We start from the raw sequence: 19,963 nt of genomic DNA, 5'->3' as shown, positions 1-19,963 counted from the left end.
TTGCGTATACTAAAAAATTGTGAGTACAGCAGAGAATAATATTGAGAATAATACACACGACAACAGCACCGACAACTGCGATTACTATAAGCCTGAAATTCTTTCGACTGGTCATATAGTTGGAAAACCTTCTGGGCGTTTTCATACTCATGCTATTCCACTCGATATGGACGATGTTGAGCGAGATTGGGATAAGCCAGTTACACAAGCAGGAATTGCTGCGAAATCGAGTATTATTATTCGCGTCGGTGCACTCGGCTTAGGAGCAGGCACAGGAAGCTACCGAGTTCGCGAGCTTATGCACAGAATCGGCGAACCGATGGGCGTACACGTGCGCGCGGACGTGAATCTCACAGATATTGAAGCAACTTGCACTGATAAGCATGAGCGAATTACTGAAGTTGTAGATCTTCCAACCACAGGTGTTAACACTGAGCGCATTTGGCTTCTAGAACATTTTGCAGATTGGTTTAACGTCAAGCTTGGAAACGATTCTTTATATCACTCTAAAGCTGCTGTTTCTAAGGAATTAGTTGACACTTTGCAAGCGAGCGACGACGAACATACTATTGTACGAACAGCTAAGCAGTCTGAAGAAAATGCTACTAAAATTGCAAAAAAGAAAGCATTGCAAGAAGCTATAAAAAAAGAAAAGCCGCGCGGAATTTTTGCATTGCAACCAGAAAGTGCTTACGCTGAACATTTTTCGCACGTAAACGCATCCAACAGTAATGACGAATCTAAAAATGATCATCCTCTTACAGTTAGGGAAGTACACGACCGTCTTGATTTGATTAAAAATAGGAAACCACTATACAAACCGTGGTTTGCTGGTCTTGCTTCGGCAGTTGCTTGCGCATCCTTTGCGTTCTTGCTTGGCGGCGGTATTTACGACATGATTGGTGCTTTTATTGGTGCAGGAATCGGTCACTATATTCGTCGCAGAATGTTTATGAAGCATCTAAATCAGTTTGTAGTTACATTCGTAGCTGTTGCAATAGGTGCACTATCATGCATTGGGGCTTTGCGTCTTATTGGCTTCTTCGACCCTAGCGCGCTCAATCATACAACTGCATACATTGGCTCAGTGTTGTTTGTTATTCCTGGATTCCCTCTTATTACAGGCGGCTTAGATATTGCAAAAATTGATTTCCCTTCAGGAATTCAACGACTGTGTTACACGTTAGCGATTATTTTGATGGGAACTCTTGCAGGATGGACGGTTGCAAGCCTTGTACAGCTCAATCCTCAAGGCTTCCCTCCCCTCGGATTAAATCCTTGGCTTAACGCAGTTCTTCGACTTATTACAGCTTTTGCTGGAGTATGGGGCTTCTCAGTACTGTTTAATTCTCCACAACGCATGTGCATAGTTGCAGGAGTTATTGGAGCTATTACAGATACTCTTCGCTTAACTATGACAGATTTTGGAGTTGCTGCCGAGATTGCAGCTTTCAGCGGTGCTTTATTGGCAGGTTTGCTAGCTTCTGCTTGGAGAGCTATCGTTCGTCACGGATTAGCGCCTCAATATTTGGGTTATCCACGAATAAGTCTTACGGTTCCATCTATCGTAATTATGGTTCCTGGACTTTATATGTATCGCGCAATGTTTTATCTTGGACAGTTCCACACGCTTCCAGCGTTAGACTGGACTTTCCGCGCTTTCATGGTAATTATTTGCTTACCTATTGGTCTTGCTGTAGCACGCGTTATTACAGATAAAAATTGGCGTTACGACGTGTGATGTTCTAAGTTTCAGCCCGTTAATTTTTAACAAAAAGCCGCTTACAAGTTTTCTTGCGAGCGGCTTTATTTTTTATTAATTTACTTATTGAAATTTAATTAATACTTCATTCCCATAGCATCTCGCACTTGAGAAAGCGTTTCTTCTGCAATAGCATTTGCACGCTTATTGCCGTCATGCAAAATGTCTCGAACAGCATCCATATCTTTTGCAAGTTCTTCACGACGCTCACGGTGAGGTGCCAAGAAATTATTTACGTTTTCAATTACGTAAGCTTTCAATGCGCCAGCACCAGCGTTACCAATTTCTGCAGCAATATCTTTAGGATCCCTGCCTGTAACTAAGCCTGCGGTAGTAAGAAGCGCAGAAACTTGCGGACGAGTTACTGGATCAAAAGTAATCATCCTCTCAGAATCAGTTGGACTCTTCTTAATTAATTTGGCAGTTTCTTCGGCAGTAGCCCCGAGCATAATCGAGTTACCGTAAGATTTGCTCATCTTTCGTCCGTCCAATCCTGGAATTTCAGGAGCATCAGACAAAATTGCTGCCGGCTCTGGGAACACTGGATTCTTTTTTGCGTATCTCTCATTAAAACGACGCGCAATCGTACGAGTGATTTCAACGTGCGGCAAATTATCTTTACCAATCGGCACAACATTAGCTTTGCAGAACAAAATATCGCAAGCTTGGTGCACTGGGTACGTAAGAAGCAATCCGGTTAAAGCATGTCCAGATGATTCCATTTCCGACTTTACAGTAGGATTCCTGTGTAATTCTGCTTCTGTAACAAGCGAAAGGAAAGGCAACATAAGCTGATTTGCTGCAGGCACTGCGGAATGAGTAAATATCATTGTTTTTTCAGGATCAATTCCGGCAGCCATATAATCCAACACTAAATTCAAAACATTATCTTCAATATGCTCAGTGGTGTCACGATCGGTAATTACTTGATAATCTGCAATAATAATATTGGTTTTTACTCCGCGCTGCTGCATTGCAACACGCTCACGAATAGATCCAAAATAATGTCCTAAATGCAAACGACCAGTTGGGCGATCTCCAGTAAGCATAGTAAAAGACGAAGGGCTAGCTTTTAACTTTTCAAGCGTTGCATCTGAACGTTTACGCGCTGCAAGGAAGCTCGCGCTCATCTCATTACCAGCAGCTGTGACCTGTGCTTCTTCCGGCATTTTAGGCTCCTTAATTGTGCGTATTTTTACGCTGAAAATATGGCTTTTATGGTAAAAGTTTACACAGACAATATACTCGGTTGCGGTTAAGTGGTACGCTCTTGTGTGATGAACTGATTGTTACTTAATTTTTAGAGGGGGTCAGATGGGCCGCGGACGACAGAAGGCAAAGCAACAGAAAATTGCCCGTAAGCTCAAATACCTGACGACCGATACGGATTATGACGAGCTTGCTAAGGAACTTAACTCCAGCGAACCCGGACAAGGATCCTTCGATCCATTTGCGTCGAGCGAAAGCTATGAGGAAGATACATATCTTCCAGAAGAGAATGACACAGATCAAGAAAATGATGCCGTTGATGCTTCAAACGAAGATGATTTAGACGAGTATGCCAAGTGGGCTGCGGAAGCAGCTGCAAAAGCTGTGAGCAGCGAAAACTCTTCTACAAACTCGGGAGCGCACACGCCAGTGCATCATCATATCCCTATGCCAATTCCAAACTTCATACATAAACACGACATTTAAAAATTAAATTTATTAAAATTATTTTATTTACGTATCCTGGGCATTCGAAATATTGTTTGCCCAGGATATTTGTAAATACACGCTGCAAATACGCAATTAAGCTGCATAAAGCCAACTTACAACGGCAAAATATCGCTTAAATCATCACGCTCGCCAATTGCACTTATGTTGCCAAAGTCCTGTTCTTGATGCCATTTAGTAACACCACTCGCTAATCGAAGCCATACTTTAGGCTCAAGTTCAATAACATCTGGTGGCGTGAGATTATGCGGATCCGAAGCCGGTCCTTCCAAAATTTTTACTGCACCAAAAGGCGCAACTCTTACTTCTACTGCACACCCAGGCACCTTATCTTCAAGAAGATATAGCGAATATCTAACTGCTAAAGCTTCGTCACTTAAAGAGATATTTAAAATATTACTATTTACTTGCGTAGCTTCTACGCCATTGCCAAGTGCTTTAATAGCTGATTCGCGCCAGGATTGCCAAGCACATTGTCCTCGTTTTATATCTCGTTCAAGTATTACTGACATATTTTTTATTATCTTCTAAACAACCTACTTTCAGCAATATATTTGTATTAAGACGTTATATACAAATATTTAAAGGGATTAGGTTGTGGTATTCTTGGGGTTATTGTGTGCATTCACATGCCTCTTGTAGTTATCTTCAAAAGTTATCTGCAAAATGGTGATGGTTTAATTGCCTAAACACAAAGTTTTAGGCTGCACACTTTTAGGAAATATATCAAACGGCACAAGGAGTCAAATATGACTAAACACGTCGCGCCGAAAGCCAAAACTACTGCGACGGCATTTGCCAAAGAACTTCAAGAGCACCTCAAGTACACCCAGGGTGTAACGCCAGAGCAGGCCACTACGGCAGATGTGTATGTTGCCGCTGCTACCACAGTTCGTCGTCACTTGATGGACTCTTGGATGCAGACCCAGCATGACATGGTTAATGGCAACACCAAGGCTGTGGGCTATTTGAGCGCAGAGTTCTTGATGGGCAAGCAGCTTGAGAACGCTTTGTTGAACGCTGGTCTTACCGACCAATTCAATAAGGCTGTTACTAAGCTTGGCTTCGACCCAAAGGCTGTTATCGATGCTGAGTATGAGCCAGGTTTGGGTAACGGCGGTTTGGGTCGTCTCGCAGCCTGCTTCATTGATTCACTCGCCTCTATTGGCGTTCCAGCATTTGGCTACGGCATCCAGTATCGTTACGGCATCTTCAAGCAGCTCTTTGATGAAGAAGGTAAGCAGGTTGAAACCCCTGATTACTGGCTTAGCAATGAAGAGCCATGGGGTCACATTGATTATGGTCGTGACCAGCGCGTCAACTTCGGTGGTGAAGTTGTAGAAGAAAACGGAAAGCGCGTATGGAAGCCAGCTTGGTCTGTTCGTGCAGTACCAGTTGATTACATGGTTCCAGGTTATAATTCTGGTCGCGTAAACACTCTTCGTTTGTGGACTGCTAAGTCTTACGACGAGTTTGATTTGCTCACCTTCAACAAGTCTGAGTACTTGGATGCTGTAAAGCCACAGGTTGCAGCGGAAAACATTTCTAAGATTCTTTACCCAGAAGATTCCACTCCAGAAGGTAAGGCTTTGCGTCTTGAACAGCAGTACTTCTTCGTAGCTGCTTCTATTCATGATGCTATCCGCGTATTCTATCCAGGTCAGGATAAGCCGGATCTCACCACCTTCCCAAGCAAGATTAACTTCCAGTTGAACGATACTCACCCAGTTATCGGCATTCCAGAGCTTATGCGCGTTCTTATGGACGAGTACGGCTACGATTGGAACACCGCTTGGGGTATCACCACCAAGACCTTCAACTACACTTGCCACACCTTGCTTCCAGAAGCTTTGGAAGTTTGGCCAGCCAAGCTTATCGGCGAACTTTTGCCACGCCACCTTGAGATTATTCAGGGTATCAGCGAGCAGTTCCGCAATGAGCTTCGCGGTAAGGGCGTTGCTGAGGATCAGGTTGAGCGCATGCGCATCGCTACCGACGCTGACGAAAATGGCGAAGGTGCTGTAGTTCGCATGGCTTACTTGGCTACCTACGGCGGTTCTTACGTTAACGGTGTTGCTGAGCTTCACTCTGAGTTGTTGAAGGATGTCACTTTGAAGGACTTCTCCAGCGTTTACCCAGATAAGTTCAAGAACGTTACTAACGGCGTAACTCCTCGTCGCTTCGTGCGCTTGAGCAACCCACGCATGTCTGCTCTTATCACTGAGGGCTTGGGCACCGACGCATGGCAGGGTGATTTGGAGCTTCTTGAAGGTTTGAAGCCATTGGCTGACGACAAGGCATTCGTTAAGAAGTTTGCCGAAGTTAAGAAGCAGAACAAGCTTGCCTTCGTTGATTTCGCAAAGCAGAAGTATGGCTTTGAAATCAACCCAGACACTATGTTTAACACCATTGTTAAGCGTTTGCACGAGTACAAGCGCCAGTCCATGAAGATCCTCCAGGTCATCTCCATGTACGCTGGAATTAAGAACGGCACAATCGACGTCGACAAGATGCTTCCACGCACCGTGTTCTTCGGCGCTAAGTCTGCTCCAGGCTATGCTATGGCAAAGCTCACCATTCAGCTCATTAACAATGTTGCTCGCGTGGTGAATAACGACCCAGCATGCAAGGGCAAGCTCGCTGTGTTCTTCCCACCAAACTACAACATCGAGTTGGCAATGAACTTGATTCCTGCCACCGATTTGGATGAGCAGATTTCTCAGGCTGGTAAGGAAGCTTCCGGCACTGGTAACATGAAGTTCGCTTTGAACGGTGCTTTGACTGTTGGTACTCTCGATGGTGCAAACGTTGAGATTCGCGAACGCGTTGGCGCTGAGAACTTCTTCCTCTTCGGCATGACCGTTGACGAGGTTGAAAAGCTCTACGCTGAAGGCTACGATCACGGCGGCTCCCGTAAGTACTATGAGTCTGATCCTCGCTTGAAGACCGCTGTAGACATGGTTGCTGACGGCACCTTCTCCAACGGCGACAAGAGCGTGTATGAGCCACTCGTTAACGATTGGCTTACCCATGATTACTTCATGGCAATGGCTGACTTCAGCTCTTACATGGATATTCAGGCTCAGATTGAGGAAACTTACCGCGATCCAATGAAGTGGGCTCGCATGGCAGTCTTGAATGTAGCCAACTCTGGTTACTTCTCTTCTGACCGCTCTATCGAAGATTACCTCGATCGCATTTGGCACACTGGTGCTCTTCCAACACCTGTTGCTGAGTAATTGAGTATTCTCTAATAGCAATACATAAAAATAAAAGGCGGAAGCTGTTAATCAGTTTCCGCCTTTTTAGTTCTTTAGTTAAATTGCATGTAAGACAAACGCTTTTGCTTACAACAATTCTTTAGTAATTACAAATAAAGACGACTACGAATATACGCAATCGCCTTTATTTTGGACTGTATAAAGCAAATGTCACTTATGCCTCAGCGGCAGGAGTATCGTTAGCTTCTTTCTCTTCTTTTTCTAACCCTAGGTCAATTGGCGAAGAACTGTTCTCCCATGGTTCCTCCCAAGGGTCATAATCAGGATTATGCTGCTTGTACACATACAACGCAGCAATACCTGCGAGCAGTGCTCCGAAGAGCAGTGCAAAGAACTTCCAACCGCCAGAGGATCTGTTCTCCATGATGGCTCCTTTCCGGTTAAGCTGACCTGCTCGTCCAAGTCAACAATCTATACCGCTTTTTGTCGCGTAATAACTATCATAGTTGCTTTTCTTCAGAGTTGCATCTTTTTTAAATAATGTTATTGATTAAATTTGTGAAGTAAAACCGATATCATAAGCATATGCACAACTTTGATATTAAAAATATTTTAAATAATATAAGACTTCGCTTTAACACGACCACAGCCATTTTAGTATATTCATGCATTTTTATTTGGATATTAGAAATGGTACTAAACTTTGCATACCCAAATTATTATTTGACTCTAATAAGCTATACTGCTTTTCTTCCAATTACTGCGTTGCAAACACCTTGGACTTGGTTCACATCAATGTTTATTCACGCACCAAATTTAACACATATTTTCTTCAATATGCTATGTCTTTGGTCACTCGGAGTTGAATTAGAACGATTCTTCGGTAAATGGAAGTTTTTTGGATTATATTTAATATCCGGCTTTGGCGGAAGCGTAGCTGATATCGTATGGTGCAAACTCACTAATAATTGGTTCATCGCTTCATACGGTGCTTCAGGGGCTATTATGGGGCTTATAGGCGCACTTCTCGTAGCACAATGGCGACTAGGAGAAAACATGCGAGGAACAATTATTTGGATTGCTATTACTCTCGCTATGCCAATTATTGTGCCTAATATCGCTTGGCAAGCACACGTTGGAGGCTTAGTTTCGGGTACCGCAATTGCAGCATTGCTCGGAGTACAAAATCCGCTACTTAAAAAAGCTTCGTTTAATACGCGTTTCTTAGTATATTTTGTATCACTATTTGCTATTCTCACTGCTTGTGCAATGTTTTGTTTGAAGGCATAATTTGTTAAATTACACGCGTGTAGTTTTCCACCAATGTGCACAGGATTGTGTATAAGTTGTGCCTAAATTGGTGACAACTATATAAGTTATCCACATAGTTAATCACAAACGTTGATAACTTGCCTTTTTCAAACCTGTGCACAAGTGTATAAGAGTTATCCACAATTTAAATTTTTTGTGGACTACATATCGACTAAATAATTTTAACTTTACCTGCTCTAAAATCTTCTACACCTCAATAAGGAATGAGATTCATGCCTACACTTCAAGTTCCAAAAACAATCGAACCAGCAAACGCTTCTACACTCACTTTTATTAAAGAAAATGCACAATTGTCGCCAAGCAAAGCTGCTCTTAAAGCACCACGCAACGCGAATATCGACATACAGTTTGCAATTAACCAAATAGCAGGTAGGCAGATTGCGCAACAAAAACTGCCAAAATGGGCTTCATGCAACGAAGCCATATATCCTGCACACATTTCTATGGAACAGTGTTCTTCTCAATCAACAGCACAATACAAAGCAAATGTTGCAAAAGAACTACTCAACAAATTAAATTCAGAAACTTTTAGTAGCACACTTGTGGACCTTACTGGCGGCTTTGGAGTTGATTGCACAATAATGTCTGAAGTTTTCGATTCTGCTATTTGTATTGAACAGCAAAACGAACTTTCTAGCATTGCACATCACAATATGAATGCACTTGGTATTACAAACGTAAAATGCTACAACAACAATAGCCTTGATGCACTCAAAAATATTCCTAAGTCAACGATAATATACGTTGATCCAGCTCGTCGTAACAAACAAGGATCTCGCACATACGCTATTGAAGATTGCACTCCAAACGTATTAGATCTTAAAAATCAGTTGCTCACTAAAGCAGAAATAGTGATTATTAAACTTTCTCCAATGCTTGATTGGCACAAAACAGTTAGTGATTTCAGTGGCAATGTAGAAGCCGTACACATAGTCGCACATAATAACGAGTGCAAGGAACTATTGATAATACTCAGTAACTCTCAGCACACAAAAGTACCAGTATATTGCGTAAACGATGATCAGATAACTGTTATACAAGCAACTTACAATACTTCAACAAATCAGGTGTCAATACAGCCTGAATCAAATGTTTTAAATAATAGAGAAGAAAATAATAAAAAAGATGAAATTTTAGATACAAGTAACTGGCAAGAATGGTCGCAATACGTTTATGAGCCAAATGCAGCAATCATGAAAGCTGGCTGTTTTTCATTGTTAGAAACTCAATACAATATACAACAAATCAGTGCGAATAGTCATGTTTACGTATCGAAAGAATACTACTCAGAATTTCCAGGAAAGACATGGAAAATTGAAAATGTATGCAGCATGAATAAACGCGAAATAAAACAAACTTTTGCTGATATTACTCATGCAAATATTGTTACTCGTAACTTTCCAATATCCGTAGAAGCATTGCGCAAAAAATTAAACCTACAAGATGGCGGAAATACAAGAATTATTGCAACAACTGATAGCAATAAAAATCACATACTTATTCGAGCAGTAGCAGCACCAAAATAAAAAGTAGCTACGCAACATTTGCATAGCTACTTTTAAAACATATTAAGCAGTTTGTTTTACAGACTAACGCCACCACATTGTCATAATGAATCCAGTCATTACTATTGCTAATGCAATAACTAAATTCCACGCACCAATTCCAGGAATTGGAAGCACAGGGTTCAAATAATAAACAACAGCCCAAATTAATCCAACAACCATTAATGTGCAGAACAGCGGCACAAACCATGCGGCATTAGCTTTTGTGCCTTTAATGCTTTCTTCGACACGTCTCCTATTTTCAGCTTGACGCTGCATCATTTTCTGAATCTGTGGAGAAAGCGTTGCTTTATCCGCAGTAGCATTCAACACTGCTTCAACTTCATCCATAGGAACGCCATAAGTATTCTCATTTGACGTATCGCTCTTCTTTGCAGCGTCGTCAGCTGCAGTCGTGTGCAATTCTTCATCAGCCATAACTGTAACTCTCCAATCAATCGGCTACACGCTATAATAGTGGTTACACTCGAACGCGTGAAGAATGAAGGCAAAATATGGCTAAGAGAACTGGGAAACATCGTGCTCAACACTCGCTGTTAAGCAGTTTTGCTGTTGCTGTCGCAGTATTTCTTACCGGCTATTTATTCGTTCTTAACTTGCGCGTAAACCGCTCTGCTTTTGTGACTTCTAATACGAGTCAAATGGTTGAAAGAAATTCGCAGCGCACAAAAAATTTACGAGAAGATATAAAATCTTTAGATTCTAAAATTAATTTACTTAATAAAACGCTTGGCAGCAGCACTAGTGAAGGAAAAGAATCTTCTGATACTGGAAGCAGTACAGTACTCCCAAAACTTGAAGGACCTGGTATTGTTGTAACTCTTAACGACTCTCCTTTATGGAAAGGAGCGGTTAATGGTTCCGGAACATCCGGAAATATTAATGATTACGTAATCCACCAACAAGATATTGAAGCTGTAGTAAATGCTTTGTGGCGCGGCGGAGCAGAAGCGATAACTATTCAAGATCAGAGAGTATTATTTAATTCCGCAGTTATTTGTATTGGTAATGTTCTTATGCTGCAAGGTCATCAGTACTCGCCACCGTATAAAATATCTGCTATTGGTCCAATGGATGGCATGGTCGATGCTCTAAACAATTCACCAGCCATAAACACCTACAAGGAGTACGTAAGTTCGTTTGGATTAGGATGGAAAGTGGAGAAAAAGAATAATCTGCGATTCCCTGAGGCATCGGCTTTGTTGCAACCATTAAGGTACGCAACAGTTCCTAAAGTGCTAAACAAATAAAATATGTTGCAAAGTCTTCATACATCAATAAAGGAGTAGCACACTATGCAATCTGCTAATATGCAGGAAAGAAAAACGAAGCGTAGCAGCTCGAATTTCTGGTGGCAAGCCGCTGGAGTTCTTGGCGAACTGTTGATAGCTTTTGCAGTTATTTGCGCACTGTACATTGCATGGCAAATGTGGTGGACTGGAGAGCAGGCTGAGCACACTCAAATAGAAGATCGTCAAGCAATATCTTGGCAAAACCCAAAAACTGGTGATAAAACAAAGATTGCTTTACCTCAGAATACTGACCCGCCAGCCTTAAAAAAACCAAAGTCTGAAGACCTTATGGCTCGTTTGTATGTACCACGTTTTGGAAATCAGTGGGAACGAAATGTTGTAGAAGGAATTACGCCAGAAATATTAAGCAAACGCGGTTTGGGTCATTATCCAACCACGCAAATGCCTGGCGCAATGGGTAATTTTGCAGTAGCAGGACACCGAAATGGCTATGGTCAGCCATTGGGAGACGTAGACTTACTGAAACCTGGCGACCCAATAGTGGTTCGCACAAAGGATTACTGGTTCGTCTATAAATACACTTCTTACAAGATTGTTACACCAGATCACGGTGAAGTTGTTGATGCAAATCCTGAGCATCCTGGTGAGAAACCAACAAAACGTATGCTTACTCTTACAACTTGTGAGCCTAAGTATACTGCTGCAACTCATCGCTGGATTAGCTACGCAACGTTTGCTTATTGGGCAAAGATTAGCGATGGTATTCCAAAAGAACTTTCCACTATTGACGAGCAAGGAAAAGTGAAGTTTATTAACAATGAACAACAATCTCTGGCTTCTCAGCTTTCTTCGCTAGTGCCAATTATGGTGTTTGTTTTGTTAGTATATGTGATGATTTTCGCAGCAGGAGCAATCGCTTGGCAATGGCCAGAGCTTCGCGCTATTCGCGCTGGATTAAAGAGAAAGCCTGACATAAGCATTTTTGGCGGCATTTTGCGCATACAGCCAGGCATCACAGTGATTCGTTGGATTCTTTCGATTCTGATTTATTTCTTCATTGTGTTAGTGCTATTCCAGTGGATTTTCCCTTGGGCTGCATCTACAATTCCATTACTTCAGCAGATGTCTAATTACTCAACAACTATATGACAATGGATTGAATAGTAAGTTTTAAATATTCTTAAATTACTTTAAAACTTGCAAAATAAAAACATTTAAGGCGATTGCGTATTAAGCGCAGTCGCCTTTTGTTTTTATTAATAAAATAAAAGCCTATAGAAACGTATAAAATCATGCATTGCTGTAAAACTATGTCTAAACAAATAAACATATCTTAAACAGCTATTTTTTCGTTTTATAACATGCTCTGCAACTTAATATAAATCTATTTTTGCAGATCTATTTTCACGCATTAATTTTTATAAGCTATATACGGATTCTCATTAGATATACAAAAATGCTGCTTGTTCTACTTTTCTTGTAGTACAAGCAGCATATATATATTATTTATTTTTACAGATTCAATCTAAAACAAATCTAAAACAAATCTGAATCAGTCTGAATCAGACGGGGAACTAAGGCTTGGGCGTGTAATTAATGTAATTGCTTTGCCTTTCTCAACCTTGTTTCCTGCTTCCTCAGACATACTAATGACTATATCGTCATCTTTTGCCATTGAATCAGATACTACTCTCAAACCTTTTGCTTCAAGTATTTTCTTCGCCTGTTTGAATGTAACAGTGCCAAGATCTATACTAGGAACTTCAATTTTTGGAGCACCTTGCGAAACATACACAGTAACAGAGCTGTGTGGTTTAACAGAGGAACCAGATGTTGGATTTAGTCGAGTTACAGAACCTTCAGGCACATTATCTGAATCTTCCTTAACTACATCCGTAGTAAAACCAGAATTCTCTAATTGACTGATAACAATGTCTTTGCTTTGACCAACAAGACCGTCAGGAATTTTAGTTAAGCCGGATGCAATATACAAAGTAATTAACGTACCCTTATCAGCAAACGAATCTGCGTCAGGATCTGTGCGAGTTACATGATCTTTCTTGATGTCTGCACTATCTTCTACTCGAACATTAGCAATCTTAAATCCGGCATGCTCAAGCATTTTACGAGCAGCTTCTTGTGTTTTACCACTTACATCTGGCACGCGAGTTGATTGTGGTCCAACCGAGAACCATACAGTCACCTTGGATCCAGAAGCAACATGCTCACCTCCACGCGGCGATTGTTTAGTGAAAGTTCCCTCAGGTTGAGAAGAGTGATCATCTTCACGAATATCTGGAACCAAACCAAGTGCACGCAACTTTTCACGGGCAGCATCTTGAGTTGTTGTTTCCATAAATGTTGGAACTACAACATCTCCAGTAGCACGACTTCGATTGAGCATAAACAGTACACCTAGAAGAACCAATAGTGTTACCAACACTCCAACCATAGATCCAATTACTACACGTTTACGACGTTGCGCTTGCATTGTCGCTCTTTGTGACGCACGCGTGCTAGGAGAAAATGCAATATTTGCAGATTCAACTTGACCAGTAATAGGATTAAACGATTGAGTTGCAGCACCATCTGTCATTCCCATAGCCATATTTGCAGCATTCTGCTCAGCCTGCTTACGCGCCTTTATATTAGCTAAATCAGTCAACGGATTGAATGCTGCTGCAACAGGAACTCCGCCATTCATAAACGCTAGAATGTCATTCTTAAATTCTGATGCTGTTGCATACCTGTTTTGTCTATCTTTTGCCATTGCTTTAGCACAAATCTTGTCCCACATGGCAGGCATACCCGGAACAAGTGTGCTAATAGGAGTCGCTACTTCTGAAACATGCTGGTATGCGATAGCAACAGCTGAATCTCCAATAAAAGGAGGACGACCAGTTAGCATTTCATACAGCACACATCCTGCAGAATACAAGTCAGAGCGCATATCTACTTGTTCACCACGAGCCTGCTCTGGAGATAAGTATTGTGCTGTTCCAACAACACCTTGAGACTGTGTCATAGTTGTTGCAGAATCATCAAGAGCTCTAGCTATTCCAAAATCCATGACTTTTACTAAGCCTTGTTCGGAAATCATAATATTTCCAGGCTTAATATCGCGATGAATAATACCCATTCTGTGTGAATACTCTAAAGCATTGAGCACGCCGAGCATAACCTGTTCAGCGTCTCTCTGACTTAAAGCTCCATTCATTTTTAGAACATCACGTAATGTTTTTCCTTTAATATATTCCATTACGAGATACGGCAAACGCTCTTCTAAGCCATTTTCTGCTATAACAGATTCTTCTCCAGAATCGTAAATATTTACAATATTAGGATTGTTCATCTGCGCAATGGCGTGCGCTTCCCTGCGGAATCGCGAAAGGAAAATCTCATCGTTCGCTAAATCTGAACGCATAATTTTCACAGCAACTGTACGACCTAAGCGCTTATCAACAGCAACACGCACTTCTGCCATGCCGCCGCGACCAATAAGCTCCCCTAATTCGTATCGACCATTCGCTAATGAGGTAGGCATTGTGGTATTCATTGCTGCTCCTTGCGATCATTGGTATTAAAAATGTTAATAATATTTACTTGGTTTTGAGGCATACTCTTAATACATCTTCGCTGCCGCAAATTTGTAGAAAGTACTCCTGTTGTATTGTTGAAGGCTGTTTCTTGATCTAGCAGTCTGCGCTCAATACGAGATAATACTTTCGACACGACTAATGCATCTTTTGGACGATCTTTTGGATTCTTTGCAAGCATAGACATAATAAACTGTTGCAATTGCAAATCAACATTTTCTGGCAAAGGTGGCACAGGATCATTAACATGTGCAGCAGCAATATCTACCGGCGTTGCTCCTGTAAATGGACGATGTCCGCACAAACCTTCATATGCAACAACACCTAACGAATAAATATCAGATTGCGCAGTAGCTTGCTCACCTTGCGCTTGTTCTGGAGAAATATATTGAGCTGTTCCAACTACCATGCCATCTTGAGTGATTTGTTCTTGGTCGCTGGAATATGACACACCAAAATCTGTGATTTTCACATTGCCAGTATCAGAAACCATAATATTTGCAGGTTTTACATCGCGATGAATTACGCCATGAGAATGAGCTACAAAAAGTCCTCGAGCTGTTTGAATAAGAATAGGAAGTAACTTGGTAGGCTCAATAATTTTTTCTTTATGATACAAATCTGCCAATGATTTACTTGGCACATATTCCATAATTAGGAATCCAATACCATCGTGCTCATAATAGTCAAATAAAGCTGCAATATTAGGGTGTGCTAAATTGGCAGAATTATGCGCTTCAGCACGAAGACGGCGTAACTTTGCTTCAACGTTTACTGTATCTGTACGTAACGCTTTAATAGCAACAATTCGCCCAAGTTGAATATCAAAGCCTTTCCAAACTTCTCCCATACCGCCTTGAGCAAGGCGGCGATCAAGTCTATAACGATGATGAACCAACTGTCCTTCAACGAGTTTCATTGTTTAAGCGCCTCCTCCATCACTTGTCGCATAATAGGTCCTGCCGCATAGCTACCAAATGTGCTTGTGTTATGTGCTATAACTGCTATAGCTATTCTAGGATTTTCAGCAGGAGCAAATCCAATAACCCAACCATTAGCAGCTTGATTATACATTCCAATCTGTGCAGTACCTGTTTTAGCTGCAACATGAATATTAGGTAAAGCAAGATTAGGATTTTCTTTTGTAACAACAGCCTGCATCATAGAAGTTAATTTAGATGCACTGTCACTACTCATTACTTGGTTCATAATAGTTGGTCTAGTTTGTGACAATACTGACAAATCACTAGATCTTACACAATCAACAAGAGTAGGCTTCATCAATGTTCCATTATTTGCAATAGCTGCCGCAATCATAGCGTTTTGCAAAGGTGTAACCTTAGCATCACCTTGACCTATTGATTCCAGAGCTAGTCTATCTGGAGTTGGCTTAATAGAAAAAGTAGATTTCACGGATCGCATTGGGAATCCAGTAGAATCAGAACCATCAATAGTCAGCGAATCAAAGAATCCAAACTTTCTTGCCTGCTTTACAATTGCGTCAGCACCTAAAGAATTACCCAACTGAGCAAAAGCAGTATTAGAGGAATATGCTAAAGCATCCTCAAAAGATATTTTTCCATCAACGCCATTCGCTTGGTAAGTGACATTTGTAAGAGACGTTTTGGTTCCAGGCAAAACATAGCTCTCACCAGCAGGTATTTTCGTATCAGGTTTGTATTTTCCAGATTCTAGTGCTGCTGCAGCAACAACAGTTTTGAACGTAGAGCCAGGAGCGTAAAGCTCAGAAACAGCACGATTCAGCATAGGATTTGACACATCTGATGTTATGTTCTCATACGATTTATTTACTTCATTAATATTGTGAAGAGCAAGATCATTCGGATCATAACTTGGAGTGCTTATCATAGCACGAATTCTTCCGGTTTTTGGCTCAATTGCAACTAAAGCTGCATCTTTACCTTTAAGAAGATTGTAAGCAAGATTTTGCAAGCGTGAATCAATTGACGTCTCTATAGAAGCTCCGCGATTAGTTGCTCCAGTAAATAATGAACGGAATTTTTGCCAGAACAGAGCATCTGATTCTCCACTTAATAAGCTATTGCGAGAAGCTTCAATTCCTCTATCTGCACGCTGACTAATAGAAAAATATCCAGTAACTGGAGCATATACTAATCCGTTAGAATACTGACGTTGATACACAAAAGCATCTTTAGATGGTTCAGATTTCGCTATAACTGTGCCATCTGATGTAAGTATTGCTCCACGCGGAGCACCAAACTCATGGTATAAAGCTCTGCGATTTCTAGGATCAGAATTCAAAGCATTCGCTTTAATAGAAGTAATAAGTGTACTAGAAATACCAAGTATTACAAAAAGTACCAATACTGCAGTAAAAAGTTCTCTAAGACTTTTATTCATTGTTATCACCTCTTTCTGAAGAGGAAATAACAGCAGAAGCATCTATATTATTTTCATAATCTGTATTGTTATATTCGCTATTATTTGTATTCGTATTAGCTCTCTCTTGCAATTCACGCTCGCGCAATGCTGCTAAGGCCGCGTATTGGAAAGTATCTGAAACAGGAGCAGATTCAGGCTTATTTGCAGCGTGAGAAATAACAATAAGCAAAGATGCAAGCAAATAATTTGCAACTAAAGAAGAGCCTCCAGCTGCCATATAAGGCAAAGTTAAACCGGTTAATGGAATAACCAAAGTAATTCCACCAACAACAGTAAACACTTGGAAAGCCATAGTAAAAACAAGCCCTGAAGCTAATAATTTTCCAAAGCCATCTTTAATTTTCATTGCAGTAATCATTCCGGATGCAATAATAATTAAATACAAAACCAATACGGCTAGAAGCCCAGTAAGACCAAGCTCTTCACCAACAGAAGCATAAATAAAATCAGAATTAGCTAGCGGTGTTATAGAAGGATGACCTTGTCCTAAACCTGTTCCGGTTGTTCCTCCAGCAGCCAAACCAAACAATCCAGATACAATCTGCGCTGAGCCACCAGGGAAACGATTATAAACAGCATTGTCGAATGGGTGAAGCCACGAATCCACACGATATTGCACATGTGCGAATAACTTTACTGCCATCAAGCATCCAGCTACAAAAGCAATACCTCCAACAGCAATCCACCCTCTGCGACCTGTTGCAACATACAACATTGACACAAACATTGCGAAGAACATCAATGACGTTCCAAGATCATGCTGAATAACAAGCACGCCCATTGATGCGGCCCATACTAAAGCAATAGGTCCCATATCTTGTAAACGAGGAAGGTGAATTCCCAAAACTTTATTTCCACCTACAGCAAGTCGATCACGATGATTAAACAGATACGCTGCAAAGAAGAACGACAAGAAAAGCTTAGCAAACTCTCCTGGCTGCACTGTGTGATCGCCAAAACCTATCCAAATTCTCGCTCCACCAATTTCTTTACCTAACCCAGGAACCATAGGTGAAAGCAAAAGAATCAAGCCTATGACCATATTCACATAAGAAAAACGCCTTAAAATGCGATAATCATTCAAAAGAATAACGAAAATAATTGATAATACTAGTGCTGCACAAATCCACACCATTTGTTTTATTGCAACATTTGTATTATTTTGTCTGTCGATTCTAGCTATAAGAACTGTTCCAATTGCAGTTAAAAGCATAATACAAGGTAAAATAGCTTGACTTGCATATGGCTGTTTAACAAGAAGAACACCCCAAAATACAAAAAACAATACCATAACAAGAATCAACATTGCTGCATAATTAGCAGAAATATAACCGTCAACACGGAAAAACATCTGTAAAAATGCCATTCCAGAAAGCAGAGTTGCAAAAAGCAACAATGCTATCTGTCTTATACGCGTAGCAATCATATTCATGAGGTTTTATCCTCCTGCTTCGCGTTATCTTTATTTTTATTTATTTTATTTTCTAATTTCTTTTGATTATGTTCATTAAGTTTTTCTTGTTCTCGTGCACGCATTTCTCGACGAATTAACGAAGCATGACCACGAGCCTCAGCTAAGCTACCAAAACTAATTCCTTCTTTTAATTGATCCTGCCAAGATTTATCTAGTTTATTAACAGGAATGTTGGTAGATTCCACTTCGTGAGATAATGCAATACCGAAAATATTTGTTGGCACTCCTTGGTAAATAACAACTTTGTTACTGTCTTTTCCAATATAATATTGCGTTTGAGTCCACGCATATACTCCGTAGCCTATCCCAGAAATAACAAATAATACTAGCAATACTACCAAAGACATGCCTATGCGAGTCCACCTGCGCCTCAATGAATGAGCACGATGTGCCTCATCCTGCTCATGTTTAACAGCACGAGCAACATCTGGATCATGAGGATCCGTGGAAACTTTACCATTCTTCTTTTTGACTATAGGAATCTCATTAGTGTCAGGTGTATGTAATTCTCCATCTTCTTCGCGAATATGTGAAGGTTGCACAATTCTTGTAATGGATATTGTTCCTTCATTTGTGTTTTCAGAATTATCATCATCTTGAGCTAGTGCGGCTGCTCTTTGAGCTGGTGAATTCTTATCTTCGCGCAATGCTGGTGATGAAGCTACTGCTTTATTTACAATATCTGCAATTGATTCGAGATCATTACTTGCGGCTCCTCCAATAAGCGGAGTTTGATGTGGAAGATCAAATGCATCAGCATCAAGTGCAAGCGTTGCATCTGCAATAACGGCTGTAACATTATCTGTACTACCAGCACGAAGTGCCATAGATACTAATTTTTGAGCGCATTCCTCTTGATTAGAAATACTACTCATCACATCTTGAATAGTTGAATCTTCAAGAACTCCACACAATCCATCAGAACAAAGAAGCCAACGATCAGAAGGATGCGCTGAACGCAAAGCAATATCAGGGCGAGGATCTATATCAAAATCACCTAGCACTCGCATAACAACATTTCGCTGAGGATGATTTCGCGCCTCTTCAGGCGTAATATGACCTGTATCAATCAAATGCTGAACATAACTATGATCAGTAGTCATACGCATAAGATGATTATCGCTTAGTAAATACGCTCTAGAATCACCTAAATGAGCCAGAACCCAGTATCCTTTTACAAGAGTTACTGCAGTAACTGTCGTTCCCATTCCAGCAAGACGGCGCTCACGCTTAGCTTTACCAACAATCGCATCATGAGCAGCCATAATAGATGTTTCCATCATTGAAGAAACAGTTTTAACATCATGTGGTCTTGAATCTTGTTCAATATGCGCAAGAGAACGAATAGCTATAGTAGAAGCTGTATCTCCTCCAGCATGACCACCCATTCCGTCGCAAATTGCTGCTAAATGTTCACCAGCAAATGCAGAATCTTGATTATTACTACGAACAGTTCCAACATCACTGACAGCCGTAGCATACATAAAAAGTATTTTTTCTACAGAATTCGCACAATTTTCTTTAATATCATTTTTATCTGTTATAGATGATATTTTTTCTATTTGCCCAGTAACTGCAGTCTGAATTTCTTTTTCGTCGTTTGAATTGACTTGTTTCATC

General features: G+C 40.8%; 16 protein-coding genes. 7 read left to right on the top strand and 9 right to left on the bottom strand.

Annotation, left to right across the window (positions count from 1 at the left end):
* The first annotated feature begins 19 nt into the window (after positions 1-19).
* Complete coding sequence (locus tag ACJV2T_RS05960; RefSeq protein WP_415688939.1) at positions 20-1,741, top strand: threonine/serine exporter family protein; 1,722 nt, start codon at positions 20-22, stop codon at positions 1,739-1,741.
* Positions 1,742-1,839: 98 nt separating this feature from the next.
* Here ACJV2T_RS05960 and trpS read toward each other — a convergent pair whose 3' ends face one another.
* The gene (gene trpS / locus ACJV2T_RS05955) at positions 1,840-2,931 is read right to left on the bottom strand and encodes a tryptophan--tRNA ligase (RefSeq protein WP_415688941.1); all 1,092 of its coding nucleotides are present in this window, start codon (positions 2,929-2,931) and stop codon (positions 1,840-1,842) included.
* Positions 2,932-3,076: 145 nt separating this feature from the next.
* Here trpS and ACJV2T_RS05950 point away from each other — a divergent pair, with 145 nt between their 5' ends.
* The gene (locus ACJV2T_RS05950) at positions 3,077-3,457 is read left to right on the top strand and encodes a DUF3073 domain-containing protein (protein ID WP_415683145.1); all 381 of its coding nucleotides are present in this window, start codon (positions 3,077-3,079) and stop codon (positions 3,455-3,457) included.
* A 116-nt stretch (positions 3,458-3,573) separates the two neighbouring features.
* On the opposite strand, the gene ACJV2T_RS05945 is transcribed toward ACJV2T_RS05950, so the two are convergent.
* Positions 3,574-3,990, bottom strand: a complete 417-nt coding sequence (locus ACJV2T_RS05945; protein ID WP_391496102.1) for a sterol carrier family protein — start codon at positions 3,988-3,990, stop codon at positions 3,574-3,576.
* A 237-nt stretch (positions 3,991-4,227) separates the two neighbouring features.
* Here ACJV2T_RS05945 and ACJV2T_RS05940 point away from each other — a divergent pair, with 237 nt between their 5' ends.
* Positions 4,228-6,717 (top strand): glycogen/starch/alpha-glucan phosphorylase, encoded by a 2,490-nt coding sequence (locus tag ACJV2T_RS05940; RefSeq protein ID WP_419399410.1) that lies wholly within the window; start codon positions 4,228-4,230, stop codon positions 6,715-6,717.
* A gap of 196 nt (positions 6,718-6,913) precedes the next feature.
* Here ACJV2T_RS05940 and ACJV2T_RS05935 read toward each other — a convergent pair whose 3' ends face one another.
* Positions 6,914-7,123 carry a hypothetical protein gene (locus ACJV2T_RS05935; protein WP_004106126.1) on the bottom strand — a complete coding sequence of 70 codons (210 nt, stop codon included), beginning with the start codon at positions 7,121-7,123 and terminating at the stop codon, positions 6,914-6,916.
* Between the two features lie 161 nt (positions 7,124-7,284).
* Between ACJV2T_RS05935 and ACJV2T_RS05930 the strand changes: the two genes are divergently transcribed.
* Complete coding sequence (locus ACJV2T_RS05930) at positions 7,285-7,989, top strand: rhomboid family intramembrane serine protease (protein ID WP_419399409.1); 705 nt, start codon at positions 7,285-7,287, stop codon at positions 7,987-7,989.
* A 254-nt stretch (positions 7,990-8,243) separates the two neighbouring features.
* Complete coding sequence (locus ACJV2T_RS05925) at positions 8,244-9,557, top strand: THUMP-like domain-containing protein (RefSeq protein ID WP_419399408.1); 1,314 nt, start codon at positions 8,244-8,246, stop codon at positions 9,555-9,557.
* Positions 9,558-9,620: 63 nt separating this feature from the next.
* Here ACJV2T_RS05925 and crgA read toward each other — a convergent pair whose 3' ends face one another.
* Positions 9,621-10,013, bottom strand: a complete 393-nt coding sequence (crgA, locus tag ACJV2T_RS05920; protein WP_419399407.1) for a cell division protein CrgA — start codon at positions 10,011-10,013, stop codon at positions 9,621-9,623.
* A 77-nt stretch (positions 10,014-10,090) separates the two neighbouring features.
* On the opposite strand from crgA, the gene ACJV2T_RS05915 reads away from it, so the two are divergent.
* Complete coding sequence (locus tag ACJV2T_RS05915; protein ID WP_391496106.1) at positions 10,091-10,846, top strand: DUF881 domain-containing protein; 756 nt, start codon at positions 10,091-10,093, stop codon at positions 10,844-10,846.
* A gap of 45 nt (positions 10,847-10,891) precedes the next feature.
* Positions 10,892-11,998 carry a class E sortase gene (locus ACJV2T_RS05910; RefSeq protein ID WP_419399406.1) on the top strand — a complete coding sequence of 369 codons (1,107 nt, stop codon included), beginning with the start codon at positions 10,892-10,894 and terminating at the stop codon, positions 11,996-11,998.
* Positions 11,999-12,401: 403 nt separating this feature from the next.
* Here the strand turns inward: ACJV2T_RS05910 and pknB are convergent, their stop codons facing one another.
* The 5 genes from pknB to ACJV2T_RS05885 are packed head-to-tail and all read right to left on the bottom strand — an operon-like array spanning position 12,402 to position 19,962.
* Positions 12,402-14,405 (bottom strand): Stk1 family PASTA domain-containing Ser/Thr kinase, encoded by a 2,004-nt coding sequence (gene pknB / locus ACJV2T_RS05905; protein ID WP_391496108.1) that lies wholly within the window; start codon positions 14,403-14,405, stop codon positions 12,402-12,404.
* Complete coding sequence (locus ACJV2T_RS05900) at positions 14,402-15,364, bottom strand: serine/threonine-protein kinase (RefSeq protein ID WP_391496109.1); 963 nt, start codon at positions 15,362-15,364, stop codon at positions 14,402-14,404. Before ACJV2T_RS05900 ends, pknB begins: the two co-directional genes overlap by 4 nt.
* The gene (locus tag ACJV2T_RS05895; RefSeq protein ID WP_419399405.1) at positions 15,361-16,827 is read right to left on the bottom strand and encodes a peptidoglycan D,D-transpeptidase FtsI family protein; all 1,467 of its coding nucleotides are present in this window, start codon (positions 16,825-16,827) and stop codon (positions 15,361-15,363) included. Before ACJV2T_RS05895 ends, ACJV2T_RS05900 begins: the two co-directional genes overlap by 4 nt.
* The gene (locus ACJV2T_RS05890; protein ID WP_419399404.1) at positions 16,820-18,301 is read right to left on the bottom strand and encodes an FtsW/RodA/SpoVE family cell cycle protein; all 1,482 of its coding nucleotides are present in this window, start codon (positions 18,299-18,301) and stop codon (positions 16,820-16,822) included. Before ACJV2T_RS05890 ends, ACJV2T_RS05895 begins: the two co-directional genes overlap by 8 nt.
* Positions 18,298-19,962, bottom strand: a complete 1,665-nt coding sequence (locus ACJV2T_RS05885) for a PP2C family protein-serine/threonine phosphatase (RefSeq protein WP_419399403.1) — start codon at positions 19,960-19,962, stop codon at positions 18,298-18,300. The genes ACJV2T_RS05890 and ACJV2T_RS05885 overlap by 4 nt, the downstream gene beginning before the upstream one ends.
* Position 19,963: the final 1 nt, after the last annotated feature.

This window comes from Gardnerella phocaeensis (genome assembly GCF_048545075.1).
GTDB lineage: Bacteria > Actinomycetota > Actinomycetes > Actinomycetales > Bifidobacteriaceae > Bifidobacterium > Bifidobacterium vaginale_J.
The sequence above is the reverse complement of the archived record's forward strand: the minus strand, read 5'-3'. Positions and strand labels throughout refer to the sequence as shown.

Bases quoted from the DNA above. Each gene is read 5' to 3' on its own strand.
- trpS (WP_415688941.1), bottom strand. From the start codon at position 2,931: ATGCCGGAAGAAGCACAGGTCACAGCTGCTGGTAATGAGATGAGCGCG.
- ACJV2T_RS05900 (WP_391496109.1), bottom strand. From the start codon at position 15,364: ATGAAACTCGTTGAAGGACAGTTGGTTCATCATCGTTATAGACTTGAT.
- crgA (WP_419399407.1), bottom strand. From the start codon at position 10,013: ATGGCTGATGAAGAATTGCACACGACTGCAGCTGACGACGCTGCAAAG.
- ACJV2T_RS05885 (WP_419399403.1), bottom strand. From the start codon at position 19,962: ATGAAACAAGTCAATTCAAACGACGAAAAAGAAATTCAGACTGCAGTT.
- ACJV2T_RS05930 (WP_419399409.1), top strand. From the start codon at position 7,285: ATGCACAACTTTGATATTAAAAATATTTTAAATAATATAAGACTTCGC.
- ACJV2T_RS05910 (WP_419399406.1), top strand. From the start codon at position 10,892: ATGCAATCTGCTAATATGCAGGAAAGAAAAACGAAGCGTAGCAGCTCG.
- pknB (WP_391496108.1), bottom strand. From the start codon at position 14,405: ATGAATACCACAATGCCTACCTCATTAGCGAATGGTCGATACGAATTA.
- ACJV2T_RS05925 (WP_419399408.1), top strand. From the start codon at position 8,244: ATGCCTACACTTCAAGTTCCAAAAACAATCGAACCAGCAAACGCTTCT.
- ACJV2T_RS05895 (WP_419399405.1), bottom strand. From the start codon at position 16,827: ATGAATAAAAGTCTTAGAGAACTTTTTACTGCAGTATTGGTACTTTTT.
- ACJV2T_RS05935 (WP_004106126.1), bottom strand. From the start codon at position 7,123: ATGGAGAACAGATCCTCTGGCGGTTGGAAGTTCTTTGCACTGCTCTTC.
- ACJV2T_RS05950 (WP_415683145.1), top strand. From the start codon at position 3,077: ATGGGCCGCGGACGACAGAAGGCAAAGCAACAGAAAATTGCCCGTAAG.
- ACJV2T_RS05945 (WP_391496102.1), bottom strand. From the start codon at position 3,990: ATGTCAGTAATACTTGAACGAGATATAAAACGAGGACAATGTGCTTGG.
- ACJV2T_RS05915 (WP_391496106.1), top strand. From the start codon at position 10,091: ATGGCTAAGAGAACTGGGAAACATCGTGCTCAACACTCGCTGTTAAGC.
- ACJV2T_RS05940 (WP_419399410.1), top strand. From the start codon at position 4,228: ATGACTAAACACGTCGCGCCGAAAGCCAAAACTACTGCGACGGCATTT.
- ACJV2T_RS05890 (WP_419399404.1), bottom strand. From the start codon at position 18,301: ATGAATATGATTGCTACGCGTATAAGACAGATAGCATTGTTGCTTTTT.